This window comes from Phytohabitans rumicis (genome assembly GCF_011764445.1).
Taxonomy (GTDB): domain Bacteria; phylum Actinomycetota; class Actinomycetes; order Mycobacteriales; family Micromonosporaceae; genus Phytohabitans; species Phytohabitans rumicis.
Genome location: NZ_BLPG01000001.1, coordinates 9,590,365 through 9,615,304 on the forward strand (window position 1 = coordinate 9,590,365; position 24,940 = coordinate 9,615,304).

23 protein-coding genes and 2 pseudogenes are annotated in these 24,940 nt (G+C 67.8%); 17 read left to right on the forward strand and 8 right to left on the reverse strand.

What is annotated here, in order from left to right; genetic code table 11:
* Window positions 1-12: 12 nt before the first annotated feature.
* Window positions 13-138, reverse strand: coding sequence for a hypothetical protein (locus Prum_RS54200; protein ID WP_281369108.1), 126 nt, complete (start codon window positions 136-138; stop codon window positions 13-15).
* Window positions 125-319: a hypothetical protein gene (locus tag Prum_RS43425; RefSeq protein WP_173083199.1), complete on the reverse strand. Its 195-nt coding sequence runs from the start codon at window positions 317-319 to the stop codon at window positions 125-127. The genes Prum_RS54200 and Prum_RS43425 overlap by 14 nt, the downstream gene beginning before the upstream one ends.
* Window positions 320-528: 209 nt before the next feature.
* On the opposite strand from Prum_RS43425, the pseudogene Prum_RS55535 reads away from it, so the two are divergent.
* The 3 genes and pseudogenes from Prum_RS55535 to Prum_RS43435 all read left to right on the forward strand — a co-directional run.
* Window positions 529-717: pseudogene (locus Prum_RS55535) on the forward strand (hypothetical protein); the annotation flags it as partial.
* 83 nt (window positions 718-800) lie between these two features.
* The gene (locus Prum_RS50310; RefSeq protein WP_246278501.1) at window positions 801-1,433 is read left to right on the forward strand and encodes a S41 family peptidase; all 633 of its coding nucleotides are present in this window, start codon (window positions 801-803) and stop codon (window positions 1,431-1,433) included.
* Window positions 1,434-3,415: 1,982 nt separating this feature from the next.
* A complete protein-coding gene (locus tag Prum_RS43435; protein WP_173083201.1) occupies window positions 3,416-4,165 on the forward strand; it encodes a DinB family protein in 750 nt (249 codons plus the stop codon).
* 43 nt (window positions 4,166-4,208) lie between these two features.
* On the opposite strand, the gene Prum_RS43440 is transcribed toward Prum_RS43435, so the two are convergent.
* Window positions 4,209-4,811, reverse strand: a complete 603-nt coding sequence (locus Prum_RS43440) for a hypothetical protein (protein ID WP_173083203.1) — start codon at window positions 4,809-4,811, stop codon at window positions 4,209-4,211.
* 276 nt (window positions 4,812-5,087) lie between these two features.
* Between Prum_RS43440 and Prum_RS53005 the strand changes: the two genes are divergently transcribed.
* The 3 genes from Prum_RS53005 to Prum_RS53015 all read left to right on the forward strand — a co-directional run bounded on the left by Prum_RS53005 (window position 5,088) and on the right by Prum_RS53015 (window position 7,641).
* Window positions 5,088-6,116: an AAA family ATPase gene (locus Prum_RS53005; protein WP_246278502.1), complete on the forward strand. Its 1,029-nt coding sequence runs from the start codon at window positions 5,088-5,090 to the stop codon at window positions 6,114-6,116.
* A 56-nt stretch (window positions 6,117-6,172) separates the two neighbouring features.
* On the forward strand, window positions 6,173-6,574 hold the full coding sequence (locus Prum_RS53010) for a hypothetical protein (RefSeq protein ID WP_246278727.1): 402 nt from the start codon (window positions 6,173-6,175) through the stop codon (window positions 6,572-6,574).
* A 161-nt stretch (window positions 6,575-6,735) separates the two neighbouring features.
* Window positions 6,736-7,641 (forward strand): tetratricopeptide repeat protein, encoded by a 906-nt coding sequence (locus Prum_RS53015; protein WP_246278715.1) that lies wholly within the window; start codon window positions 6,736-6,738, stop codon window positions 7,639-7,641.
* Between the two features lie 10 nt (window positions 7,642-7,651).
* Here Prum_RS53015 and Prum_RS43450 read toward each other — a convergent pair whose 3' ends face one another.
* Window positions 7,652-8,674, reverse strand: coding sequence for a cellulose binding domain-containing protein (locus Prum_RS43450; protein ID WP_173083205.1), 1,023 nt, complete (start codon window positions 8,672-8,674; stop codon window positions 7,652-7,654).
* A gap of 740 nt (window positions 8,675-9,414) precedes the next feature.
* Between Prum_RS43450 and Prum_RS43455 the strand changes: the two genes are divergently transcribed.
* Window positions 9,415-9,696, forward strand: coding sequence for a hypothetical protein (locus Prum_RS43455; protein ID WP_173083207.1), 282 nt, complete (start codon window positions 9,415-9,417; stop codon window positions 9,694-9,696).
* A 166-nt stretch (window positions 9,697-9,862) separates the two neighbouring features.
* On the opposite strand, the gene Prum_RS43460 is transcribed toward Prum_RS43455, so the two are convergent.
* From Prum_RS43460 to Prum_RS43470, 3 genes are all read right to left on the reverse strand, one after another.
* Complete coding sequence (locus Prum_RS43460) at window positions 9,863-11,290, reverse strand: AtzH-like domain-containing protein (protein ID WP_173083209.1); 1,428 nt, start codon at window positions 11,288-11,290, stop codon at window positions 9,863-9,865.
* 115 nt (window positions 11,291-11,405) lie between these two features.
* Window positions 11,406-12,671, reverse strand: coding sequence for an amidohydrolase family protein (locus Prum_RS43465; RefSeq protein WP_173083211.1), 1,266 nt, complete (start codon window positions 12,669-12,671; stop codon window positions 11,406-11,408).
* Between the two features lie 57 nt (window positions 12,672-12,728).
* Entirely contained in the window at window positions 12,729-13,436 is a 708-nt protein-coding gene (locus Prum_RS43470) for a GntR family transcriptional regulator (RefSeq protein WP_173083213.1), read from the reverse strand.
* 256 nt (window positions 13,437-13,692) lie between these two features.
* Between Prum_RS43470 and Prum_RS43475 the strand changes: the two genes are divergently transcribed.
* The 10 genes and pseudogenes from Prum_RS43475 (at window position 13,693) to Prum_RS43520 (ending at window position 24,354) form a co-directional block, all read left to right on the forward strand.
* Complete coding sequence (locus Prum_RS43475; protein WP_281369152.1) at window positions 13,693-15,330, forward strand: NtaA/DmoA family FMN-dependent monooxygenase; 1,638 nt, start codon at window positions 13,693-13,695, stop codon at window positions 15,328-15,330.
* Window positions 15,272-16,486, forward strand: coding sequence for an NtaA/DmoA family FMN-dependent monooxygenase (locus tag Prum_RS43480; RefSeq protein WP_218577660.1), 1,215 nt, complete (start codon window positions 15,272-15,274; stop codon window positions 16,484-16,486). The genes Prum_RS43475 and Prum_RS43480 overlap by 59 nt, the downstream gene beginning before the upstream one ends.
* A gap of 304 nt (window positions 16,487-16,790) precedes the next feature.
* On the forward strand, window positions 16,791-18,446 hold the full coding sequence (locus Prum_RS43485; RefSeq protein ID WP_173083215.1) for an ABC transporter substrate-binding protein: 1,656 nt from the start codon (window positions 16,791-16,793) through the stop codon (window positions 18,444-18,446).
* A gap of 98 nt (window positions 18,447-18,544) precedes the next feature.
* Window positions 18,545-19,030: a nucleoside deaminase gene (locus Prum_RS43490; RefSeq protein WP_173083217.1), complete on the forward strand. Its 486-nt coding sequence runs from the start codon at window positions 18,545-18,547 to the stop codon at window positions 19,028-19,030.
* A gap of 153 nt (window positions 19,031-19,183) precedes the next feature.
* The gene (locus tag Prum_RS43495) at window positions 19,184-20,392 is read left to right on the forward strand and encodes an FAD-binding oxidoreductase (protein WP_173083219.1); all 1,209 of its coding nucleotides are present in this window, start codon (window positions 19,184-19,186) and stop codon (window positions 20,390-20,392) included.
* Window positions 20,393-20,614: 222 nt separating this feature from the next.
* Window positions 20,615-21,150 (forward strand): annotated as a pseudogene (locus Prum_RS43500) (ATP-binding cassette domain-containing protein); the annotation flags it as partial.
* Window positions 21,151-21,342: 192 nt separating this feature from the next.
* Window positions 21,343-21,651, forward strand: a complete 309-nt coding sequence (locus Prum_RS55540; RefSeq protein WP_371871419.1) for an oligopeptide/dipeptide ABC transporter ATP-binding protein — start codon at window positions 21,343-21,345, stop codon at window positions 21,649-21,651.
* Window positions 21,652-21,660: 9 nt separating this feature from the next.
* Window positions 21,661-22,431 (forward strand): ABC transporter ATP-binding protein, encoded by a 771-nt coding sequence (locus Prum_RS43510; RefSeq protein ID WP_173083225.1) that lies wholly within the window; start codon window positions 21,661-21,663, stop codon window positions 22,429-22,431.
* A complete protein-coding gene (locus tag Prum_RS43515; protein WP_173083227.1) occupies window positions 22,428-23,489 on the forward strand; it encodes an ABC transporter permease in 1,062 nt (353 codons plus the stop codon). The genes Prum_RS43510 and Prum_RS43515 overlap by 4 nt, the downstream gene beginning before the upstream one ends.
* Before the next feature lie 61 nt (window positions 23,490-23,550).
* Window positions 23,551-24,354, forward strand: coding sequence for an ABC transporter permease (locus Prum_RS43520; RefSeq protein WP_173083229.1), 804 nt, complete (start codon window positions 23,551-23,553; stop codon window positions 24,352-24,354).
* 27 nt (window positions 24,355-24,381) lie between these two features.
* Here the strand turns inward: Prum_RS43520 and Prum_RS43525 are convergent.
* The coding region (locus Prum_RS43525) for a GntR family transcriptional regulator (RefSeq protein WP_173083231.1) at window positions 24,382-24,940 on the reverse strand (559 nt) is incomplete at its 5' end.

Genomic DNA, 24,940 nt, shown 5'->3' on the forward strand with positions numbered 1-24,940 from the left:
TTAGTGTCGCGCTCAGGCGAACAGCTCGCCGAGCGATTCGGGGGTCGATGGGGATGGGCCGGGATGGTAGGCCGGCAGCTGCGTGCCCATCAGCTCGCCTACCAGGAAGTCGCAGGCGCGCTGGCTATAGCCGCGCACGTCGATCTCCCCTCAGCGGCGTCGATGGCCGCAGCATCAACTCGAACTGCCGCGAGCCGGTCGACGCCCGCAGGACGGGCCTGGGGCCGGTGCCGATCCGGGCGGTGACGCGGGCGATGGGTTCCAGTTCCCGACGCAGCGCGCCGGGTACGGCGTACCTCGCCGCCATGTCCAAGGGCATGCTCATACCCTGCTTGGACACCGGACCCCGATCAACGACAACTTCGCACGCCGTGCGATAACGCGCGAGTTATCAAAGGCGAGGGCCGCGAGCGCGACGCCACGGACCGGCCCGGCCGAAGCGGCCATCGCGGGGAAGGCTGATCATGCATACCGAAAGTGCCTATACGTCTTTGACGTTTTCGTAAGGGCAGTGCTCTACTTCCTGCCGTGACGACCCTGACGAAGCTTCAGCCTGCCCCTGTCATCGACGAGATAGCCAGGCTGCTGACCGAGCACTACGTTTTCCCTGAGATAGCCGAGCAGCTCGCCGGTCTGCTACAACGACGCCTCGCCGAGGGCGCCTATGACGTCGACGGTGCCGAGGAGCTCGCCCGTCTGGTCACCGCGGACCTGCAGTCCGCCAACGACGACAGACACCTGAGACTGAAGCACCACGCCGACCCGGTGCCCTCCCAGCAGGGGCAGCCACCCTGGCCTCCATGCGCCGGGACTTCGACACCTCGCTGGGCGGTGCGCCCCGGGTGGAGTTGCTCGGCGGAGGGGTCGCCGTGGTGGAGCTGGCGCCGATGCTGTTTCCGCTCGAGTGGGCCGCCGAACCGCTGAGCGCCGCGCTCACCCTGGCCTCCCGCGCCCAGGCGCTGATCGTGGACCTTCGCGCCAACCGGGGTGGCGACCCGGACACGGTCGCCTTCATCTGCAGTTACCTATTGGACGAGCGCACTCACCTCAACACCATGTACTGGCGCGACGGCGAGCGCAGCGAGCAGTCCTGGAGCCTGCCGCACGTTCCCGGCGCGCGCTTCGGTGGCAGCAAACCGTTGTATGTATTGTCCAGTGACAACACCTTCTCTGCCGCTGAGGAGCTGGCGTACGACCTGCAGCAACTCGGCCGCGCCGTGGTCGTCGGCGAGCGCACCCGCGGCGGCGCCCATCCGTGCAAGGGCTGGACCGTGCACCCACACCTGGAAACCACCGTCCCCACTGGCCGCGCCATCAACCCCGTCTCCGGCGCGAACTGGGAGGGCACCGGTGTGCAGCCGGACGTCCCTTGCACTGCTGCTGAGTCCCTCGACCAGGCGCACGCACTGGCCCTCGGTCGACTGGCAGGCTAACGCATCCAGCTCATCGACAGTGTGGTACCCAAAGTCGTTCGAGCTTGGCGCGCACGCCTTCGGTGTCCTTCGCGGCGGATGATGTCCACAATGGTCGCAGCGCCGGTGTGTGGACCAGCAGCGGGGCCGGTCAACTGCAGCGGCCGCGCCGCGAACGCCAACGACCCTTGTACCAACGAAAGTCCCGCACCGGGCCAGCTATGGAGATTTTGAGGTTAGGTTCAGGATCGAGTTCTGAGCTACCGCGATGTCCGTCGCGGTCCGTGCCGTCGCTCCCGCGGCCTCGCCCTGCGCGGTCCACAATCGACAGACGAACGGTGCCGGTGGGTATGCGGACGGCGGACCGTTTCCGATAGGGAGGAAGAGCCGGTCAGCTTGTTCGCGGTAGCACTCCACCTCTGGCCCAGGGGCTGTGGGTTGTGGGACGCGGAGGGTGAGGCCGCGGGAGCAACGGCACGGACCGCGACGGGCGTCGCGGCAGCTCAACATCTTTTGATTTCCTCACCCTCACCGCGAGAGGTCTCTAGAGCCGTTCTCGTCGACTTGGTAGACATCAACTGGGCGCTGGCCTTTCGGGAAGCTGCACGTGCGTTGCGGCAAGGGGTGCCCGCGGCGCCGGGCCGCGAGGGCCGCCGGTGTGGGTAGTGGGCCGGAATCCGCGGCTGGTTCGCGCGAGCGGCATCCGTCTCCGAACGCCACGGTGTTACTCATCCCTCCGGTGCGGCCGGCCTCGACAGCCAGCTGACACAAGATTTGGTGGCCCGGCTTGGGGTGGAGACGCTTGGGTTCGCGGGAACTCATGGAACTTGGTCAGCGGGCGAGGGCGGGCGACCTTCTCGCTGTGTAGCAGTGGGGCGCCGCCGATGCACTTTCTCCGTATGATGAAGATCACCGATTGTTGGGCCGTGAGTCCCGTGGTGCGGTCGCAGCGCCGTGCCTGACGCTGGCCACGGGTCACCGGTGTCCACCGTGGTCTCCTTCATGGCTGGTCGCTGATGGGCGCGCATAGGCGGCGCGTGGGCATGCGCAATCCTGCCCGCGGGATGGCTGGGGTTCTGGTGGCGAGGGCCCGCAGCGGGCGCGGGCAAGGATGTGGGGCACGCTGGGCACGCGCGGTGGCCGTGGCGGCCTGCGGGCTTCGAGGTCAGGACCCGGGTCGGTGGTTCAGCGCGTGCGGCCGCCCGCGCAGGCCCGGGTGGGTGGCGGGTGTAGACGGCGTCGCCCCGGCGGATCGCTACCACGGCGGCGGTGTCCGGGTCGGTGACGATGTCGTCGTAACAGACCGCTCCTGCCGGTGGCTGACACATACTGCCGGGACGGACGATCCCTTTTGATCGAACACCATCTATTCTTACCTCCGTCGTTCTACCGATGGAGGCAAGATGCGCAGACTCAAGATGGCGATCGTGGCGACGATCCTGGTCGGCTCGACGGTGTTCGTCGGGGCCGCGCCCGCGCACGCCACACCCATCCTTCGTGGCGTCGTCTACGACTACTCGGAATGTGTCCGGATCGGCAACTACGGCATCCAGAACTACGGCTGGACCGGCCCGCTCCAGTGCGTCTGGTATCCGACTGGCAGCAGCTACCCCCGGGCTACTGGTTCATCTACGCCTGACGCGCACCGTGCGCAGCAACGGACCGAGCGGGCGGCAGCCTGGAGCGTCTGTTTCTGCTCAGGTACCACACGTAGGCCACCTGATAGACCACTGTCCTCATGGGCCGGTGCAGCCCTGGCCGGCCTATGGGGAATGCTCACGAATTTCACCCAAAGAGCAGAACCCCCACACGTGAACCTAATGTGGTGTCACATTCAGGTCTTGCCCTCCCAGCCGTACCCCACACCACGCCGACGGCCACCGCGGTCGGATACGCGCTCGCACCCGCCAGCAGCGCGTCGAGGCTGGCGAGCCTGCCTACAGCATCCCTACCTCACTCTCCGCGCTGGTGGTTTTGTCGTACCGGGCTCCTACGATGTGCCGGTGACGCGATTCGTGCAGCAGCCCGACTACGAGGGTGCGGAGTTCATCGACCTGTCAATGGCCAGCGCGACCTTCCGCGAGGTGGATCTCAGCGGCGCCCGGATGCGTGGCGTGCTGCTGTTCAACGCCGACATCGACGGGGCGATCGACGGGCTGCGCGTTAATGGCGTGGAGGTCATGCCGTTGATCGAGGCCGAGCTGGATCGCCTGCATCCCGAACGGCTGCGACTGCGGCCGACCACACCCGAGGCGATGCGCGATGCGGTGGATGTCGTCGAGGAGCTGTGGCAAGCGACGGTCCGACGTGCCAGTGGGCTGCCGCAGGAAGCCGTCTACAGGGCAGTGAACGACGAATGGTCGCTCGCCCAAACCCTTCGCCACACGATCTTCGTCGTGGACGCGTGGTACGGCCATGCGGCGGCCCTTCGCCCGAATCCGTTCCATCCGATCGGGGTGCCCGCATCGTTCATCACCAACGGCGCCGAGTTTGGCATCGACGAGTCGGCCGCGCCCACCCTCGGTGAGATCCTCGCCGTGCGCGCCGAGCGGATCGCTGATCTGCGCGCGTATCTGGCGAAGGTCACGCAGGAGGAGCTGGACCGGGTGCGGGGGCCGAACACCACGATGGGCTGCCCGCGGCCGGCCGAGCGTACGGCGGTTGAGTGCCTGCAAGTCATTTTCAGCGACGAGTGGGCGCACGTGCAGTTCGCCAACCGTGACCTGGCCATCCTGGAACAGGAGTATGCGTGATGTTCGACGCCCTGCATGGCCTCGGACGGGGATGTGTAGGTGATCAGGAGATGGTGATGTGTACCCAGGCGTTCTCGACGTTCTTGCACTGGTCGCCGGTACCGTTGTCATGCGCCGAATACCCGTTGTCGGAATAGCCGTCGTCCTGGTAGCCGAGTTGCAGCGCTCCGCCGTTCGCGCCCACCAGGAGCGGCCGGTTGATGACATTCTGGATCACCACTAGGCCGTTGGTGGCGCCGGGAATGGCGATTGTGCCATGGTAGAGACCGTTGTTTGGGCTCGGGTTGACGTAGCGCTTCCAGGTCAGGCCGCGGCCGCCGGTCTGCACACACCCGCCTGCTTCGATCACCACGCGCTGCCCGGGTTGGAATTGGATCGCCGGGTAGGTGGTCGCCTCCTGGGTGACGGTGGGTTCGATGACGAAGCAGTGAACCGGAAAGGACTGCGTCGAGCACGTGACCGACTGGAGGTTCGGGTCGACCCCGGCGCGAATGAGATCGGCGTATGTGCTGATGGTCGTGCCGGCATCTGTGCTGGTGGTCGTGTCGGCACCGCCGGGAGAGACCGGCGCATTGCCTGCGCTTGCGGGCCCCGCTAGAGCGACCGCAGCGACCAGCGCCGGCAGGATCAGCGTTGACGCTCGCATGAGCAACCTACCTTTTACCACTTGTCTTTCCTCCTTGCTGGTTATCGGGATGAGTACGCCGACAGGTGCCGCCGCGTGAACGACGTATCCTCGCCTCCCGGAACGGTTTGTGCTGTGAGTGCGGTGGCTGTCGTAAGCGTTCAGCGGCTGAAGCTGGGGTGGGGGAATCCCGGACGATTCCGGATGCGTGGGCATCGAGCTACGCCGTTAGATCCGGCGAGCCGGATCATGGACATAGCCCCTGACCTCACCACCGGCTCGTGTTTAGGTGGATCTATGGCTGTGCCGCGATCGGATGGTGGGTTCGTCGGGCTGCCGGACCCGGGCCAGGCCGGCAGTCTCGACGAGCTCACCGAAGGGTTGCGGGTGTTGAAGGTCTGGGCCGGTGATCCGTCCTACGAGACGATCAAACATCGCATCAACATGTCCTGGAGAACGACCGGCCGGCCTGGTGGCGAGTTGGCGAAAAGGGCGACGGTCGCGGACTGCTTCAAGAACGGCCGGCGACGCCTCAACACCGACCTCGTGATCGCGGTGGTCCAGGCGTTGCACCCGGACGTGGGGTACGTGACCCAATGGCGGCAGGCGTTGCAGGTCATAGGCGGGGAGGCCCAGGCGGCATCGCAGGTCCGGGTCCAGGACACGCTACCGCCCGACCTGGCCGGGTTCACCGGCCGCGCAACCGAACTGGATCAGCTCCGCGAGGCACTGCACCACAGCCAGCAGAACGGTGGCGCGGTGGTGATTTCCGGGATGGCCGGGGTCGGCAAGACCCAACTCGCAGTCCACGCCGGGCACCTCCTGGCCCAGGACGAGACGTTCGACCGGATCCTGTTCGTCAACCTGCGCGGATTCCACCCGGGCTGTGCCCAACCGCCTGCTGACCCCGCCGCCGTCCTGGACGGCTTCCTTCGCCTGCTCGGGGTGCCCGGCCAGCAGATCCCGCATGACCTGCCCGCCCGCGCCGCCGCCTACCGTGACCGGCTCGGTCAGACCCGTGCTTTGGTGGTGCTGGACAACGCCGCCGAGGCGGATCAGGTCCGGCCGCTGCTCGCCGACGCACCAGGCTGCCTCACCTTGGTCACAAGTCGACGAAGCCTCACCGACCTGATCCCCGCAACCCACGTCGCGGTGGACGTGTTCACTCCCGACGAGGCCCTGCGATTGCTGTTCCTGGCCGTACCCGACGTACCCGTCGGCTCCGACCCGAATGCTCCGGCTCGCATCGCCCGCCGCTGCGGCTACCTACCCTTGGCCCTGGGGCTGATCGCCGGACACATTCGGGAACACCCGGCTGGACATTAACGGACCACGCCGACCGGCTCGACGAACGGCACCACGACCGGCGCCTGGACACCGACGTGGAACTCGCACTCAGCCTGTCCTACCAGCGGCTACCCGCCGACCGACAACGGCTGCTGCGGCGACTGGCGCTGCACCCCGGGCAGGACCTCGACGCCCACGCCGCCGCTGCCCTGGCCGGCCCCGACCTTGACACCACCTGGACCCACCTGCGCTACCTGTGCGGCGACCACCTGCTGCAACAGGGCACTGCCGGCAGGTACACCCTCCACGACCTGGTCCGCGCCTACGCCGCCAGCCGGGCCTGCGACGAAGATCCCCCACCCGAACGCCGCGCCGCCCTGACCCTCCTCTTCGACCACTACCTGGCCACGGCGGCCACCGCCTTGGACGCCCTCTACCCGGCCGAAGCGTACCGGCGGCCCCACATCCCCCACCCGGCACGCCCACCCCGAAACTGACCGACCTGGACAACGCACGCGCCTGGCTGGACACCGAACGAGCCAACCTGGTCGCTGTCGCCGCGCACGCCGCCACCCACGGCTGGCCGTCCCATGCCATTCGGCTGTCCGTCATCCTGCATCGCTACCTCGCCAGCGGATACTTCACCGACGCCCTGGCCATCCACGACCACGCCCACCAGGCCGCTCGCCGTACCGGCGACCCGAACGGACAGGCCCGCGCACTGACCAACCTCGGCGCCATCGACCTGCAAATGGGCCGGTACCGACAGGCCACCGTGCATCTGCGAGAAGCCCTGCGTCTGTTCCGGCGTGGCGGCGACCGCGTCGGCGCATCGCCAGCGGGTCGCGCCCGGCCGGCCACCGGCCACGCCCGGACCCGACAGCGACAGGCCCGCGACCACATTGGTGAAGCACGTGCCCTCAACGGCCTCGGCATCGTCGACCGGCGGCTGGGGCGCTATCGGCAAGCCACCAACCACTTCCACCAGGCCCTGACCGTATACCGACGGGCCAGCGACCGAACCGGCGATGCCTGGGTGTCAACCAACCTCGGCGACCTCGACCTGGAACTGGGCCGCTACCGTCTGGCCGCCGACCACTTCCAGCGAGCCCTGGACCTGTTCCGCCAGACCAGCAACCGCAGCGGGCAAGCCTGGGCGCTGGACGGTCTCGGCCGGGTCCACACCCACATCGGCCAGCCCAGTCAAGCCACCAAGCACTACCAGCGGGCACTGACAGTCTTCCGCACGACCGGAGAGCGCGACGGCGAAGTGTCCGTACTCAACGGCAAAGGCGAAGCCGCCCACGCCGCCGGCCGGCCCACCGATGCCGTCACCCACCACGCCGCCGCGCTCAGCATCGCCACACATACCGGCGAGGGCGACCAGCAGGCCCGCGCCCACACCGGCCTCGGCCACGCCCACCGCACCCTCGCCAACTCCGCCCGCGCTCGCCAGTACTACCAGCAAGCCCTGACCCTCTACACCAACCTCGGCATGCCGCAGGCCAACCAGATCCGCACCCACCTCGCAACCGTCGACGACAACAGCACGAACAACAGTTGAAGGGCGCACCTTATGGTCGGGTGAGGATGGTGGACACCGAGCTGTAGCCCGTCGCGCTGAGGGTGTACACCGTGGTGGCTGGCGGTCCGACCGTGGCCGTGCACGTGATGACAACCCCGGTCGACCAGTTGGTCGGGGTGAGCACGATCGTGGTCGGTATGCAGGTAATGCCAGGGTCCCCGGTCCGGGTCAGGAAGACGATGACGGCGCTCGGGGGCGGTGCGGTCATCTGGACCACGAAGAACGATTGGCCACCATCGGGAACCACCAGCGATGTCGGAGTGACGACGAGGGCTCCGGTCGGGGCGGCCACATGGAACGGGACCCGGGCCGACGTCCGCAGCGGTGGCTCGCCGTTGTCGATCGCTGTGGCCTCCAGGACGTGGTCGCCGGCCGGGAACCCGGTGAGGACCCCCGCATAGGGCGCGGTGGTGTCGGCCAGCACGAGGGTGCCGTCCACCCGGAACTCAACCCGGGCCACGCCGTGGTCGTCGATCGCGGTCGCGGCCAACTGCACCGGGGCCGGCGCCTGGATGAGCTGGCCGGACTGCGGGCTCGTAATGCTGATCGCCGGCGGCTGGTTGGCCGCGGGGACGCTGAGGCAGGTCGTTCCGTTGACGGTGAACACGGTCGGATCGGTGTTCGTGCCGCCGTGGGTGCCGTAGAAGCCGAGTGTGATGCTGGCCCCGGTGGCCAGATTGTCGCTCCAGGGCGCGTTACTCGCGGCCGTCACTTCGTTGCTGCCGAGCGCCTGGCTCCAGGTCACTGGCCAGCCGGCGGTGACCCGTTGATCGCCCGGGAAGGCGAACTGCAGCTCCCAGCCGTTGAGCGCGTCGCCGGTGTTCGTGAACAGGATGCTCGTCCCGAACTGCGTACCGGTCGCCCAGGTCGTGCGGTACTCGACCCGGCAGCCCGACGCCGCATAGGCGGGCGTGGCGGTCGCGCCCGCGAACGCGACCATCCCGGCCAGGGCGACCACCGTCGCGACCACCGCGGCCGACAGACGCGGACGAATCGAATGAAGTGTGCGCATGCCACGGTCCCCTCGACTCGCGGGCGACCCGACGCGCAGCCGGCGTTCCCGCCCAACTCCAGCACGGCGTGGAACCGCGGCGCAGGATCACCTTCGAGCCTGCCACATAAATAGACCAGAATCAATGCCCATGCGGGTATCCGCGCGGGCGATACGGATCCGCCGTGAAGCGCACCAGGGGTCGGTGATCCAACTCTACCCATTCAGTCACGTAGAACTATATTTGCCGTTTCCGTCCCGCTGTACAGAAAGGCTCGCATCTGAGGGTGAGACATTGGATGTCCTGGGCGGCGGTCCTTCGCGCTGTTCTCCGGCGGCGTGGTCACGGAACAGTTCCCACCAACGACGACGGTGACGCCGGCCCGCCCGGTCGGTGGATCGTGCGGTTCCCCGGTCAGGTCGTCATGGGCGGCGTCGTGCATGTGACGGCCGTCCACAACGCGGTCGGGTCGCCGCCGGCGCGGTGGTGCCAGGCCGACGGATGGGAACCGACGAGATCGTCGGCGTGAGCTGCTACGCGGTTGGCGGGCGGCGTCTCGTCGCCTTCGCCGCTGTCGATACCGGGTGGCGGCACGCGGCCACCGCCGAGCAAACGAACGTCCACAGTGGTCTGCGCGGTCGTGTTGGTCGAGGACCGCCGACAGTGAGCTGGGCCGGTGCCGGGCAGGTCCAGCTGACTGGGCAGTGGCCGTGAGGCTAGCGGCGGGCCAGGGTCAGCAGGCGCCGGGGATGGCAAACAAATGGCGTCGCGCCACGGTTTTCGTAGATCGCTCGCAGCCGAGGATTTCGAGGAGTCTCGTTTCCGAATCGCGTTCTTGTGCGGGTCGGTGGAGAACGAGGCAGACGTCCGCGATCTTTTCGACCTCGTCGTGTGCCTGGTGATCGACGAGGACACCCTCCGCCACCGGCTCGCGACCCGACGCCAGTCGGCCGGCACCGGCCGGATCTCGATTCGGCCGGATTCGACGTCGGCGAGCGCTAGCGTGGGGATCCGACCGGGACCGATGTTCACCCCACGCTGATCGATCACGACCAGGAGCGCAGGAGTGCGCACCTCCCGCCCATTCAGACGGACCGAGTACGGGACGAACACCGTCGGGTCCGACTCCAGATCCACCGTGCCAGTCTGGCAGCACTGGCACGCCGCCGAATACAGCGCACCGTCGTGTGTTCGCGTCGATCGCGACCTCATTCCGCTTCGCCGTTCCTCATCGTCCATGCGATCAGGGCGAGCTCGGAGTTGGGTGGTCCGAGCAGGCAACGCCCAACGGGGCCTTCTGAGGTCGAGCTGCCCGGCGTAACCAGAGCGGGCCTGCCGGTTATCCCCGCGATGCAGGTCAGCTCGAGTGTTGCGCGGCGGGCCCGCTCGACCTCGCGCGGTGACGTCCACAGTCGCGGTGCGGGCCCAGCCGCAGCGGGAAGGCGTAGGACGGCCCCGCCAAGGAGGCCGTCGATGGTCGAACGTGCGCGGTCGAGCACTTCACGCGCCCGTGCGTCCTCGGCCGAGGTGATCCTGGATGCTGCCGCGAAGCGCTCGCCTGCCGAGCCGAGGACGGCCCTTGGATGCTCGGCGATCCAGGCGCCGTGCACAGACCAGGCTTGGAATGCCTGGTGTACCCGGAACGCCTCGGCGTACGTGGCGAGATCCGTGAGCCCGAGCTCATCGAGATCCACCACCGCACCGCTGAGCGCGAACGCCGATTCAGGCGCCAACGCCATGGCGGCGGAGCGGAGCAACTGCGGTGTTCGGGTGAGCAATCCGACCGTGTCGAAGTCGGGTGCGAGCGGGACCATGCCGTCCACCGGTACCGACCCGTGCGTCGTCCGCAGGCCCCACAGCCCCTGGTAGGAGGCCGGAACCCGGATCGATCCGGCGGTGTCGGTGCCCAGTCCGATCGATGCGGCGCCGAGCGCGACGGCCGTCGCGGGCCCGCTGGATGAGCCGCCCGGGAGGGCGCCCGGCACGAGGGCGTTGACCGGCGTGCCGTAGTGCGGGTTGTCACCGGCGAGCGAGTAGGTCAGCTGGTCGGTACGGGCGATGCCGCGAATGGCGGCGCCGGCGCGGAGGAGCCGGGCGACGGCCGAGGCGTGCGTCGTGGCGTGCGGCTGCCCGTCGAGGTACGTCGGTACCCCGGCTCCGATCGCATGGCCAGCGACGGCGAAGACGTCCTTCACCGCGACCGTCTGGCCCTGGAGATCCCCGGTACCCGTTGGCGGGACCAACGGATCTCCCACGATGCGCCAGACCGCCGGGTCGAAGGTCGTGGGCGGTGCGCTGACATGCGCCGCGGTGACCTGCCAGCCGGCGGTTGTCCGTCGCCACAGCTGGGTCTGGAGCCCGTGTCCACCGCGTCGCGCTGCGGTCACTGCGACGATCAGGGCAGTGTTGTCGTCGATTACCTGGATCTGGACATCGACGAGCTCGCGGGGGAGGGCTCCGCTTCGGCCACGACGGAACGCGTCGATCTGCTCGTGGCCGATCAGAAGGCCGCCACCGTCGCCGCGCAGCGTCGTCCCTTCGTCCGCGAAGAGCCGTGACATCGTCTCGAGGTCGTTCTGCATCAGCGCGCGTTCGTAGGCTTGGAAAGCGTCATTCAGACCGGCGGGGATGCTCATCGGGTGTAGTCCGCCTTCCGGATGCGGCCGCGGACGCCTTTCACCACGTCGACGGCCGGGGAGATGTCGAGGTCGGTCGCCGCCCTGAGACAGGCAAGGCCAGCGCGCGGCGGCGTCACCGGGCGACGACCGATCCGGCGCGTACGGTCGTCAGGACGGGGACCGTCTGGGTGACCGCGACGTCCGGTTCCTCGGCCGCGACGAGGGCGAGATCGGCTACCTGTCCCACCGCAGGGCCATGAGGTGGCAGGCCCATCAAGCTGGCCGGCACCGTGCTGATCGCCTCGAGAAGATAGCGACGCTGTGCCGGTCCCGATGCGCGGTGGGTGACGCCGGCCAGGGCCGCGGCCTGGAGCAGGCTCGCATTCCCGAACGGCGCGAACGGGTTGGCGATGTTGTTGCTGACCACGGCGACGGCGACTCCCGCGCTGATCGCCTCGAAGACCGGGGCCAATGACCTGAACCCCGGCTCGCCCTGTCCGCCGAGATACAGGTCGGTCGCCGGCGCGGCGGCGATGCCGATGCCCGCCTCGGCGAGTGCGTCGAGCCGCTTGCGGCGGCTGTACTCGTCCATCGTCGCCAGTGTCGTCACGTGGCCCAGCAGTACCCTGCCCTGCAGCGCGTGCGTGCGGGTGCGCTCGACGACGAGGTCGATCTGGGACTGCGCCGGATCGTCGCTGAAATCCAGGTGCAGGTCGACCGGGCGGCCGTAGAGTTCGGCGAGGCTGAACACGAAGTCCAGGTGAGCGGCCGGGGCGGCGTCGACGTACGGGCAGCCGCCGACCACCTCCACGCCGTCGTCCAGGGCGGCCCGCATCCGGGCGCGAATCTCTGGATCGGCCAGCCCGAGCTGCGGAAAGGCACAGAGCTGGAGCTGACATGCCTGGTGGTGCTCGCGCTGCAACTCGAGGTGGACTTCGACGATCCCTGGGTTCGTGCTCGCGGAAATCTCGACATGGGTCCGGGCGGCGACCGTCCCGTACGCGACCATCGTCCGCACCGCCCGGGTGGCGCGAGCGTGGACCTCCGCGAGCGGGCGTCGTCCGAGGCGTTCGACCGCCCCGATGGCACCGGCGAGAGTGGCCTCCGGTATGCCGTGTTCGCGCTCGGCCTCGGTGAGCAGGTATGCCTTGTCCAGATGCACGTGCGCGTCGACGAATCCGGGGAGCAGGAGGTTACCGCCAGCATCCAGACCGGGTTCGGCTTCCCGGTCTGTGTTCGACTGCGGTGCGTCGCGGCGTACGCGCCCGGCTTCGATGTGCAGTTCGCGAAGCCCGTCTGTTCCGGGCACCCGCGCTCGGCGGATGGTCAGCTCGTTGCGAGGCGTCCCGTCGATCGGCGCCACCCACGTGCGTTCGGCGGTCATTGCCCGGACAGACACGCGACAGCACCCGCCGCGACGGGGGCACCAGCACCTGGGATCCGTCGCAGCGGACGATCACGAACGCGACGACCTGTCCGTCGTCGGAGACCAGGTAGTTCTCGATCCAAAGAGTGGGCCCCGCCCCGCTGTCCGCTCGGCGCCGGCAGGCACGCTCGCGATCCGGACCCGAAGATCGGTGGAAGCGACGGCGACGGACCTGAGGATGTCGCCGAACAGCTGTTCAGAGGAGTTCTGCGGGAGCGTGGGGGAGCCCTGGCATCCGACGGTCACGTAGGCGGCGAGGCTCCCGATCCGACGATCCTGAACCCGGAGGTCGGCCTCGATCAGGACCGTGCGGTCCTCGGAGGAGCACCGCAGAGGATGCCCGATCAGCGGTGGTGACTGCAAGGTCCTGATCGTCGGCTCACCCAGGGTCGCGCCGCCCCGTGCCGCGCCCACCCGGAGCGCGCGCAGGTCGGGGTCGAGGAGGACCTCCGGGCGATGTACCACCGTCCCGACCCTGCGCTTGCGCTCCAGCAGACCCTGCTCCGCCATCAGCGTCAGCACCTTGCGCACCGTCGTCCTGCTGGCGGAGAGCCGTCGAGCCAGGTCACCCTCGTCCAACTGGGTTCCGACGGGCATCGAGGAGAAGAACGCCGACAGCAGCAGCTCGTAGGACCGGTCCACGGAGTTGTTGTGCAGCGCCGGCTTCGGGCGCCGCAACGCGAACTGGCGAGCGCGCTCGGCCTGTGCGTCCGCGAGTCGATCACGTCGTTCGCTCATCGGGCCTGACACCTCCCGTGGTCGCCTATGCCTCTGATTGTATACACGTCGGGGGGAGGCGAAGGCCGACTCCGGGGGAGGTTGTCGTCACAAGGGACGGATGCTCCCCGTGCGGCCAGGCATCACGCGGATCACCACGCAGGACGGCAGAGAACACGATGATCCGGCAATCCTGGCGTTACGCGACCGAAACCAGTGCCTTGTATACAAGGTTCAACGCTCTTCCCGGGGAGTGAACGCAGAAGGAGACAGCGGCATGTTTCATCTTGGGTGGTTCCTGGGATCCGGCTACAGCCTGCAGTGGTGGAGTCGGGACTCGTGGTCCGGTTCTCCGTGGGCGGGCTCGAACCGGTGGGATTGGACGAAGCCGGACATGTATGTCGACTTGGCTGCGTCGTTGGAGCGTGGTGGCTTCGACTACATCTTGGTTGAGGACACGTTGATGTTGGAGGACACCTACCGGGGGTCGTTGGAGCCGACGTTGGCTCATGGGCACATGGGTCCGAAGAATGATCCGGTGCCGTTGATTCCGTTGATGACGCAGCGGACGAAGCACATCGGGGTGGCGGTGACGTTGTCGACGTCGTTCTATCACCCGTATCACGCGGCGCGGACGATGACGACGTTGGATCATCTGACCGGGGGTCGGGTGGGGTTGAACGTGGTGACGTCGGTGAGTCATCGGTCGGCGCAGAACTTCGGGCTGGATCAGCACTACCGGCACGCGGAGCGTTACCGGATGGCGCACGAGTGGATGGACGCGGCGAACGCGTTGTGGGAGTCGTGGGAGCCGGACGCGGTCAACACCGACGAGTTGGTGGAGGTCTACGCGGATCACACGAAGGTGCACGTCCCGAACTTCGAGGGCGAGTACTACAGGACGCGTGGCCCGTTGAGCACGATCCCGGGTCCGCAGGGCAAGCCGGTGATCGTGCAGGCCGGCAACTCCGATCCGGGGCGTGAGCTGGCTGCGCGTTACGCCGAGACGATGCTGGCGCACAGCACCAGCATCGAGTGGATGAAGGCGTTCCGTGCGGACATCCATCGCCGGATGGAGAAGTACGGGCGTAAGCCGAGCGAGTGCAAGGTGATGTTTCTGATCGATCCGATCCTGGGCGACAGCGATGCGATCGCGCGGGAGCGGCAGAAGGACATGCACGCGGCGGCGAGCACGCCGGAGGCGATCGAGGACCAGTTGTGGGGGCTGACGTATTCCACTGGTGGTGAGTACGACTTCTCCCAGGCCGATCTGGACGCCCCGGTCGCCGACATCGTCGGCAACGGCGAGACCAGCACCCTACGCGCCTTCATCCAAAGGGCCGAGGGAAAGACCCTGCGTGAAGCGCTCACGTCCTACCGCATGCACGGCGCGCTGGACTTTTGTGGGTCTCCGGACACGGTCGCGGCGATGATGGGCGAGGTGATGGCAGAGGTCGGCGGGGACGGCTTCCTGCTCTCGCCCTCCGTCACCCGCCGGCATATCGCCGAGATCGCCGACGGACTCGCCCCGCCCTGCGCCGCCGCGGACTCATCCGCGACGGCTACAACCACACCACATTCCGAGAGAACCTTCTCGACTTCTAGAGCTTCTGACCACCACCTGAACGACCCGCAGGAGGGGATCGGCGCGCTGGGAAGGCGGAGCCAACTCGTACGAACACAACTCAATGCGTCGCCAGGGCCGATGGATGCCGGGCGCGCAGAAAGGGTGGGTGAGCATGTTTCACCTGGGTTGGTTCCTCGGCGAGGGCTACGCCGTACAGCGTTGGAGTCGGGACTCGTGGTCCGGTTCTCCGTGGGCGGGCTCGAACCGGTGGGATTGGACGAAGCCGGACATGTATGTCGACTTGGCTGCGTCGTTGGAGCGTGGTGGCTTCGACTACATCTTGGTTGAGGACACGTTGATGTTGGAGGACACCTACCGGGGGTCGTTGGAGCCGACGTTGGCTCATGGGCACATGGGTCCGAAGAATGATCCGGTGCCGTTGATTCCGTTGATGACGCAGCGGACGAAGCACATCGGGGTGGCGGTGACGTTGTCGACGTCGTTCTATCACCCGTATCACGCGGCGCGGACGATGACGACGTTGGATCATCTGACCGGGGGTCGGGTGGGGTTGAACGTGGTGACGTCGGTGAGTCATCGGTCGGCGCAGAACTTCGGGCTGGATCAGCACTACCGGCACGCGGAGCGTTACCGGATGGCGCACGAGTGGATGGACGCGGCGAACGCGTTGTGGGAGTCGTGGGAGCCGGACGCGGTCAACACCGACGAGTTGGTGGAGGTCTACGCGGATCACACGAAGGTGCACGTCCCGAACTTCGAGGGCGAGTACTACAGGACGCGTGGCCCGTTGAGCACGATCCCGGGTCCGCAGGGCAAGCCGGTGATCGTGCAGGCCGGCAACTCCGATCCGGGGCGTGAGCTGGCTGCGCGTTACGCCGAGACGATGCTGGCGCACAGCACCAGCATCGAGTGGATGAAGGCGTTCCGTGCGGACATCCATCGCCGGATGGAGAAGTACGGGCGTAAGCCGAGCGAGTGCAAGGTGATGTTTCTGATCGATCCGATCCTGGGCGACAGCGATGCGATCGCGCGGGAGCGGCAGAAGGACATGCACGCGGCGGCGAGCACGCCGGAGGCGATCGAGGACCAGTTGTGGGGGCTGACGTATTCCACTGGTGGTGAGTACGACTTCTCCCAGGCCGATCTGGACGCCCCGGTCGCCGACATCGTCGGCAACGGCGAGACCAGCACCCTACGCGCCTTCATCGAACGCTCTCACGGCAGGACGCTGCGGGAAGCGGTGACCGGAGGGTATCGGACCCATGGGGCGCTGGACTTTTGTGGGTCTCCGGACACGGTCGCGGCGATGATGGGCGAGGTGATGGCAGAGGTCGGCGGGGACGGCTTCCTGCTCTCGCCCTCCGTCACCCGCCGGCATATCGCCGAGATCGCCGACGGACTCGCCCCCGCCCTGCGCCGCCGCGGACTCATCCGCGACGGCTACAACCACACCACATTCCGGGAAAACCTTCTCGACTTCTGATCGAGGGGACGGCGAGCACGCGGGCGTCGCCGCCGCGCGACTGCGGTGCGGGTCGGCTTGCTCTCGACCAACCTGGTCTCCGTCTCGTAGGTGCCCACCCATACGGCTGGCCATTGTCGACAATTCGCGTGCTCGCCGGCACCTCGCGCGTTGTTCTCCGATGACCCTGCGAGGGCCCGCGGCCGGTCCGCTGCCGGAGTCCCGAGCCGGGCAATAGACAGTTCACCTGCGTAGCCGGGCTCCGTAACATCCGCCAAGTTGTATACAAAACATGTAGGCAGTGCTTTACGAAGGAGTCAGTTCAATGCATCGATACAGAGGAATCAGGAGGGGCGGCGCCGGGCCGAGCGCGATCCGCGGACGGCGCCTGGCGCCGGCCGCGCTGCTCGTCACGATCGCCCTGGCGACCGCCGCGTGTGGTGGCGGTTCCGAGCCCAAAAGCGACACCCTCGACCAGTTGGTGATCGTCTCGTCCGACGACCCGGCCACCTTCGCCGCCGACTCGGGCGGATACAGCGGCAAGACGCAGACGTCGGTCGTGATCAACACCCAGGCGACGCTGGTCCGCAACCCGTACATCAAGGACGCCACGACCGGCGTGCTCAAGCAGGACTGGTCGGCCTTCGAGGGCGTGCTCGCAACGTCCTGGGACGTCGGCGAGAACGGCCTGACCTACACGTTCCACCTGCGGGAGGGCGTCAAGAGCCAGGCCGGCAACCCGTTCACCGCCGACGACGTGATCTGGTCCTTCGAGCGGCACTACAGCGCGGACACCAGTTCCACCCAGTTCGTGTTCGCCCCCTACGTATCGGGCCTGGACGCGTGGAAGAAGATCGACGAGCACACCGTGAGCCTGACCTTGCAGCACGCCGGCGACGGCATCACCGTGTTGTCGCTGCTGTCCAACCTGGACGCGCAGATCTTCGACTCGACGTTCCTGAAGACGAAGGCGACCCCGGACGACCCGTTCGCGGTGACCTGGTCCAAGACCGAAGGTGGCTGGGGCTACGGCGCGTACAAAATGGTCTCGTACACCCCGGGCGAGTCGGTCGTGCTTGAGGCGAACCCGAACTACCCGCTCGGGGAGCCCGAGATCAAGAAGCTGACCTTCAAGGTGGTCCCGGAGGCCGGCACCCGCGCAGCCGCGATCCAGGCCGGCGATGCCGACGTGGCGCTCGACCTGCTCCCGTCCCAGATCGCGGATCTGACCGGCGGGTCGGTGCAGACCTACAAGCAGCCCACCAACCAGCACATCAAGATGCCGCTGATCACCACGAAGGCCCCGTTCGACAACATCGCCGTACGCCAGGCATTCGCCTATGCGATCCCCTACGACCAGATCATCGAGAACGTCTACCTGGGACAGGCCGCGCGGATGAGCTCGGTCCTGCGGCCCGACAGCCCCAACTACGTCGGCACCGGTCTGGAGACGATCCCGTACGACCCGGCGAAGGCGAAGTCGATCCTGGCCGAGGCCGGTGTGCAGACGCCGGTCGCGGTGGAGCTCACCGTCAACAGCGGGATCCCCGACGCGGTGGACACAGCCATCCAGATCCAGTCGTCCGCCGAGGAGGCGGGCTTCAACGTGAAGATCCGTGAGATCGCGCCACCCGAGTTCTCCGCCGGTCGCAACAGCGGCAAGTTCCAGGCATTCCTGGACCGCGACTCCGCGTTCGTCATGACGCCGGCATACCAGCTGCGGCTCTGGACCGACAAAGGGTCGCCTTTCAACCTCGCGCAATGGGAGTCGAAGGACTTCTACGCCGCCATGGCCACCGCGCTCGCCGTCCCGACTCGCTCGGTCCGGAGGGCATGCAGAAGTGGAACGCCGTCGAGCAGGTGTGGCGCAAGGAGGCGCCGATTGTCTTCATCGCCAACCTCTTCCCGGCGGATGCTCTGCGCGATGGGATCGAGGGCTTCGCGACCCGAAGTGACATGGGCATCGACTACGGGAACCTGACCGCCGGCTAACTCGCTGGACGCGGTTGCCCGGGCTGACGGACCCCGGGGCAACCGCACGGGCCGATCCGATTTCACCTGCCGAAAGGAATGACGAGCATGTACAGCGAAGCCGAACTCAGTGGCATCGACCGCCGCGGCTTGGACCGGGCCATCCAGGCCGCGGCCGATGCCAAGGCGACCGGGAACCTCGCCTTCGGTGCCGTCCTGTTCGACGCCGACGGCCTCGAACAGGGCAGTGCCTACAACACAGTGCTCACCACGGGCGATCCGACCGAGCACGCCGAAACCCAGCTCGTCCGGCTGGTCGCGCCGCGGATGACCCGCGAGGAGCTTGAGAAGTCCACGCTGTACGCCAGCTGCGAGCCGTGCCCGATGTGCTCCGGGGCGATCTTCTCCGCCGGGATCCGGCGGGTGCTCTACGCGTTGCCGTCTGCCCGGTTACGCGCCATCGTCGACGAGGCCGGCGGGACACGGATGCCGTCTCTGCTCCTGACCACGAAGCAGGTACTCGCCGCCGGTGAGGTTGAGTCCTTCGTCGACGGCGGCTTCCCGATCCCGGCGGGAGAGGCACTGTTTCGCTAACATGGCGCCCACACAGTCCGCGCGTCATCGGACGACCGCGGTCCGGCACTTGGCGTCGTTGGTCACCGGCGAGCTGATCACCCGCGGTCGCGCGAGTACGACCAGGTGCGTCGCAACCACGACGGATATCCGCCTCGGTCACCGGCGGTCATCGTGCGCCCACGGACCGAGGCCGAGGTTGGCAGGGTGGTCCTGTGGGCGCAGGAGTACGCGTTGCCGCTGGCGGTCCGCAGCGGTGGTCACTGCCAGGCCCGCACCAGCGTCATCGACGGCGGCGCGGTTCTAGATCTTGCCGCTCTGCGTCGCATCACGGTGGACCCGTCGACGCGAACGGCGAGCGCCGGCACGGGGCTACGGGTGGGGCAGTACGCGGCAACCGTCGACGCGTTCGGCCTCGCGACCGGGTTCGGCGAGGCCGGCGGGGTCGGGCTGGGTGGGATCACGCTCGGCGGCGGGATCGGCCACCTCAGCAGGCTGAACGGCTTGACGGTCGACCATGTGCTGGCGGCACGGATCGTGACCGCCGACGGCGTCGTCCGGGAGATCGATCAGGAGACCGAACCCGACCTTTTCTGGGCGGTGCGTGGAGGCGGCGGGAACTTCGGCGTCGTCACGCGGTTCACCTACCGCTTGCACCCGATGGGCCCGTTGACCCAGGTGCGACTGCGGCTGCCGCTGACCGGCTCGGTCCTGCGTCGCCTCATCGACGCCGCCCTCGATGCGCCGGAGGAGGTGTTCGTCATGTTCGACGCGGCGCGTTCGACCGGGGCCGACGGTCGACCGGCCGTCGAGGTCACCGTCTGCTTCGCGGGGGTGCAGTCGGAGGCCGGCACGGCGCTGCGGCCCTTCCGGGCCAACCTCCCGATCATGGCCGAGTCCGTGGCGTGTCTGCGCTATCCCGACCTTCTGGCACGCGGCGATCGCGCAGATCGGCCGATCGAGGTGGGCCGCGCGCTTCTGGCCGACGCCATCGACGACGACGCCATCGACACGATCGTCGAGGGTGTGGCAGGAGCCGTGGCCCGGACCGCCCGGTTCAACCTGCGCCGACTCGGCGGCCGGATGGCGCGGGTGCCGGCCCGGGCAACGGCGTTCGCACACCGGAACCGCGGATGGACGGGTTGGGTCTCGGCAACCGGTGCGACCCCAGACGAAGCGGCCGACCACGAGCCGTGGGCCGCCGACCTGGCGGAGGTCGTGGCCACCGACCGCGCCGCCTACGTGAACTCCCTGGGCGACGAAGGCCCCGATCGCGTCAGGGCCGCGTATCCAGGATCGACGTGGGATCGCCTGCGCCTGATCAAACGCGTCTACGACCCGGAGAACGTCTTCCGCCACAACCAGAACGTCCCGCCCAGGTAGCCCACGGTAATTGTATACGGAGCTGGATAGATGGATCGGTTCTTAGCGGTCACTTCTAGAGAAGTCGACCAGGTCGGCGGCTCTGTTGTCTACAGTCGCGAAAAACACTCCGCACAGTTCGGACACGGTTCTGAAACCGATCGCTGGTTCCCTGAAGCCGCGAGCACCCCGATCAGCGGGCGCGATCCAGCGAGCCAGAGATCGGAGGTGACCATGTCCGAGATGGTGGCGACCAAGCCGGCGATCCCGCAGAGCGGGGGCAGCGAGCCGCTGCTGGAGGTCGCCGGCCTCCGGGTCAGCTACCCGTCGCGAAACCACGAAGGTGAACGCGTACCAGCGGTGCGGCAGTTCGACCTGCGCCTGGCAGCGGGCGAGCGAGTCGCCATCGTCGGCGAATCCGGCTCGGGCAAGTCGACCGTCTGTCTGGCACTGGCCGGGTTCCTGTCTGGTCCCGGCGTGGCCATCGCCGCCAACACGTTCACAGTCCTCGGCGTGGACAAGACGATCAGCACCACCTCCGGGGGCCTGCCTCGGCGCCGCGACGGCGTGGCAATGATGTTCCAGGACGCGATGACCTCGCTCGATCCGGTGTCGACGGTCCGCAGTCAGTTCGGCGCGGTGCTGCGAGCGGCGGGATTCGCGAGAGCCGAGCGGGACGCGCAGGCCAGATCCTGGCTGCGACGGGTGGGCCTGGACGAGGCCGAGCGCGTGCTGCGTGCGCGGCCGTATGAGCTCTCCGGGGCATGCGCCAGCGCGTGATGCTGGCCCTGGCCATGGCCAGCCGCCCACGGGTCCTCATCGCCGACGAGCCGACCAGTGCGCTGGACGCCTCGCTCGCGCGCGAGATGATGCGGCTGATCTGCGACGTCGTCAGCGAGGCAGGCACCGCCCTACTCGTCGTCACCCACGACATCAGTCTCTCGCGCGAATTCTGCGACCGGATGCTCGTGATGTACGGCGGGTGCGTGGTCGAGGAGGGCAGATCGACGGAGCTCGCCGCGCAGCCGCGGCACTCCTACACCGACGCACTGCTCAAAAGCGTGCCCACGCTCGCCCACGCAGCAGCCTGGAGGCTTCCCACGATCAGCCCGGCGCCTGTCCCGCATCCGGACATCGCGGCTGACGGGTGCCCGTTCAGATTCCGCTGTGCGCGGCGCACCGCGCTGTGCGAGACCATGCCGGACACGTCGGTCTGCCAGTCGGACGGGGCCGACCATCTGGTCCGATGCTGGCACCCCGCACATCATGCGGCGGCCTAGGCGGCCGCGATGAGGAAGGCTAACTACACCCTTTTGCAGGCCGAGGAACTGGCCAAGGCATACGGGCACGGGCGCTCGAAGGTCGCCGCCCTGCTGGCGTTCACCGGCGAGGTCGACAGCAACGGACGCGTCGGCGTCATCGGAGAGTCCGGCTCCGGGAAGAGCACGTTGAGCCGGCTCCTGGTGGGGCTGGAGCGACCGAGTAGCGGCGCTGTCTTCTGGAACGGCCGCAACCTGGCCTCCCTGACGCCGCGCGAGTGGCGGGGCTTCCGTAAGGAAGTCCAGTACATCGCTCAGGACACCTCCTCCTCGTTCGACCCGAGGCGCTCGCTGCTGGACAGCCTCCTACAGCCGATGCGCTGGCTCACCGACCTGGACCACGGCGCCGCTCTGCAACGGGCCGAGGCGGTCTTGACGATGCTCGGACTCGACATCGCCGCCGCGCGCGGTCGGCCGTACGACGTGTCCGGAGGGCAGCGCCAACGCTTCGCGATCGCACGCGCACTCGTCGTGCAACCATCGTTGCTGATCTGCGACGAGGTCGTCTCCGCCCTGGACGTCTCGGTTCAGGGTTCGATCCTGAACCTGCTGGTCGACTACTGCGCGTCCAACGATGCCGGCCTGCTGTTCGTCTCGCACGGCATCCCGGCCACCGCGTTCATCTCCGACGAACTGATGGTCATGCACCGCGGTGCCGTGCTCGAGCGTGGGCCGGTCGCCGAGGTGCTCCGTGCTCCCGCCGACCCCTACACAGCGGGCCTGCTCAAGGCGGCGTCGTGATCAGGCGCGACAGGGCACGCCGCGCACTCGACCGACATCGGTGGTGGTTCACCCGGCTGCTCTGGCTCCCGGTGCACACCATCCTCTTCGCGGCGGCCGTGTTCTTCCTGGTCTTCGCCCTTCCTGGCGACCCCGTCCTGTCGATGACCAACGGGCGCCTGACCGGAGAGCAGTTGGAGCAGGCCCGGGCGAGGTTCGGGCTGACCGACTCGATCTGGGAGCAGTTCGCGCGCTTCATGAGCGATGTCCTCCATCTCGACCTGGGCACGTCCATGGCCTCCGGCAAGCCCGTGCTGGGCGAGATCATCACGGTGCTCCCAGCCACGATCGAACTGGCGGTCATCGGCCTCACCGTCACGGTGCTCATCGCGCTGGCCGGGAGCTTCGTCCTGCTGGCCCGCCCGCACGGGTTCACCTCCCGGGTGCTTCGGCGGTACATGGATCTCGCTGGTGCGCTTCCGGACTTCGTCGTCGGCATCCTGCTCATCGTCGTCTTCTACACGGTCCTGCACATCGCGCCAGCGCCGATCGGGCGTTTCGACCCGCTGCTTGAGGAACCGAACCGCATCACCGGTTTCCCGCTTCTGGACGCGGTACTGGACGGCAACGTCGCGGTCGCGACGTCCATGGCGGGGCATCTCGTGCTTCCGGTCCTGGCCTTGGCGCTCTACCAGTCACCGGTCCTGATGCGATTGCTTTCCCACGCCATGCACCAGGCCGCGCAGGCACCACCGACGATCTTCCGGATCTCCTGCGGTGTGCGCCGGCGGGATGTGTGGCTGAGCATCCTGCGGCGCTCGCTGCCGGCCATGGTCTCGATGCTCGGGACCATGCTCGGCACCCTCCTCGGCGGGGCGATCGTACTGGAGCAGTTGTTCGGCTTCGGAGGGCTCGGCAAGTACCTCGTGTCGGCGGTGACCTTGGCCGACGCGACCGCGATTCGCGGTTTCCTCATCGTCGTCGGCGCGTTGACGCTGGTGCTGTTCGTGCTGGTCGACCTGACGAACATGCTCCTCGACCCGCGCCGGCGTCCCGGATCGACTGGAGCGGAGCGATGACTACTGCGGTGCCGGTGCAACTGCCAGCCTGGCGGTCGCGTAGCCGGGCAGAGCTGAGGCTGTGGTGGGCCCGCTGGTGGCCTTGGGTTCCCTTGGCAGCGGTCGCCCTGTTCGCGATCATCGGCCCGCTACTGGTGCCGTTCGATCCAGAGAAGGTCGTAGCGAAGCCTTCGATACCCCGGGCGCCACTCACCTGATGGGGACGGACTCGGTAGGACTCGACGTTTTCTCACGGACCGTTTCGGCGACCCGTCTCAATCTCGCGATCGGGCTCTCCGTGGCGTTGCTGGCCTCGATCGCCGGGGCAGTCACCGGGGTCCTGATCGGGATGGGGGAGGAGCGCGGGGGCCTGATCGGGCGCGGAGCCCGGGCGATGGCACGGACGATCGAACTGTCCAGCGCCCTGCCTCCGATGCTGGTCGCGTTGGCCGTCGTCGCGATCACCGGCCCAAGCGTCACGACGCTCACCGTGGTCATCGCCGCATCGCTGACACCCAACCTGACCAGGCTCACCCGGACCGAGGTGCTCAAGGTGCGCCGCGATGCCTACCTGGACGCCGCTCGCCAGGCGGGCCTCAGGGAGTTCCGGGTGATGGTGCGGCACGTCTTCCCGAACTCGACCTGGCCGGTCGTGGAGACGTTCTCGATCACCTTCGGTTCGGCCATCATGATGACCGCTGGCCTGGGCTTTCTCGGGGTTGGCGTGCCCTCTCCGACACCGGAATGGGGAGCGATGATCTCCCGCGGCGTCGCGGATCTGACGTTCGGCCGATGGTGGGCATCGGGCTTCCCTGCCCTGGCCATGGCGTTCACGGTGGTCCTGGTCGCGCTCCCGACCACACGGCGGAACAGTGCCTCGGGCTAGGAGGGGTGCGAGAGCCCTGCTGCCGTCCTAGCCGTTGTAGGACATCGAGACGTCCGCCCGATCGGAGCTGTGCGCCTTCGCCGAAAGCTGCCGGTAGCGCTCCTCGTCCTTGGCGACGTGCTCGTTCATCAGGTGCCCGGCCTGGACCGGAGAACCCTCCAGGATCGCGGCCGCGATCGTCGCATGATCGGACCATGCGGTGCTCACCTGGTACTTGAGGTCGAGCCGGAAACCCCAGGAGATGCGTTTGAGCAGCGTCTCGAGCATCTGGCGCAGGCGCTCGTTGCCGGAGGCCGCGTAGACGAGCCGGTGGAACTCGATGCTGATGTCGGGCAGTTCCTCAAGCTGGTTGTCCTGCGCGGCCTCGAACCCGCGTTGGACGATCGCCTTCAGATCCTCGCGCACCTCACCCCCGCGGTTCCGCGCGGCGAGCTGCGCGGCGAGGACCTCCAGGCCCCGCCGGATCTGCATGTGCTCGAACACGTCGGCCTCGGAGTTCTCCGAGACCGACGCGCCGCGGAACGGCACGATGGTCAGGAACCCCTCGCTCTCGAGCCGGCTCAGTGCCTCACGGATCGGGACCCTG

Bases quoted from the DNA above. Each gene is read 5' to 3' on its own strand.
- Prum_RS43480 (WP_218577660.1), top strand. From the start codon at position 15,272: ATGTATGTCGACTTGGCTGCGTCGTTGGAGCGTGGTGGCTTCGACTAC.
- Prum_RS43425 (WP_173083199.1), bottom strand. From the start codon at position 319: ATGCCCTTGGACATGGCGGCGAGGTACGCCGTACCCGGCGCGCTGCGT.
- Prum_RS55540 (WP_371871419.1), top strand. From the start codon at position 21,343: ATGTACGGCGGGTGCGTGGTCGAGGAGGGCAGATCGACGGAGCTCGCC.
- Prum_RS43470 (WP_173083213.1), bottom strand. From the start codon at position 13,436: ATGAGCGAACGACGTGATCGACTCGCGGACGCACAGGCCGAGCGCGCT.
- Prum_RS43510 (WP_173083225.1), top strand. From the start codon at position 21,661: ATGAGGAAGGCTAACTACACCCTTTTGCAGGCCGAGGAACTGGCCAAG.
- Prum_RS43450 (WP_173083205.1), bottom strand. From the start codon at position 8,674: ATGCGCACACTTCATTCGATTCGTCCGCGTCTGTCGGCCGCGGTGGTC.
- Prum_RS43460 (WP_173083209.1), bottom strand. From the start codon at position 11,290: ATGAGCATCCCCGCCGGTCTGAATGACGCTTTCCAAGCCTACGAACGC.
- Prum_RS50310 (WP_246278501.1), top strand. From the start codon at position 801: ATGCGCCGGGACTTCGACACCTCGCTGGGCGGTGCGCCCCGGGTGGAG.
- Prum_RS43455 (WP_173083207.1), top strand. From the start codon at position 9,415: ATGGCGTCGCGCCACGGTTTTCGTAGATCGCTCGCAGCCGAGGATTTC.
- Prum_RS43475 (WP_281369152.1), top strand. From the start codon at position 13,693: ATGTTTCATCTTGGGTGGTTCCTGGGATCCGGCTACAGCCTGCAGTGG.
- Prum_RS53005 (WP_246278502.1), top strand. From the start codon at position 5,088: ATGGCTGTGCCGCGATCGGATGGTGGGTTCGTCGGGCTGCCGGACCCG.
- Prum_RS43490 (WP_173083217.1), top strand. From the start codon at position 18,545: ATGTACAGCGAAGCCGAACTCAGTGGCATCGACCGCCGCGGCTTGGAC.
- Prum_RS43485 (WP_173083215.1), top strand. From the start codon at position 16,791: ATGCATCGATACAGAGGAATCAGGAGGGGCGGCGCCGGGCCGAGCGCG.
- Prum_RS43440 (WP_173083203.1), bottom strand. From the start codon at position 4,811: ATGCGAGCGTCAACGCTGATCCTGCCGGCGCTGGTCGCTGCGGTCGCT.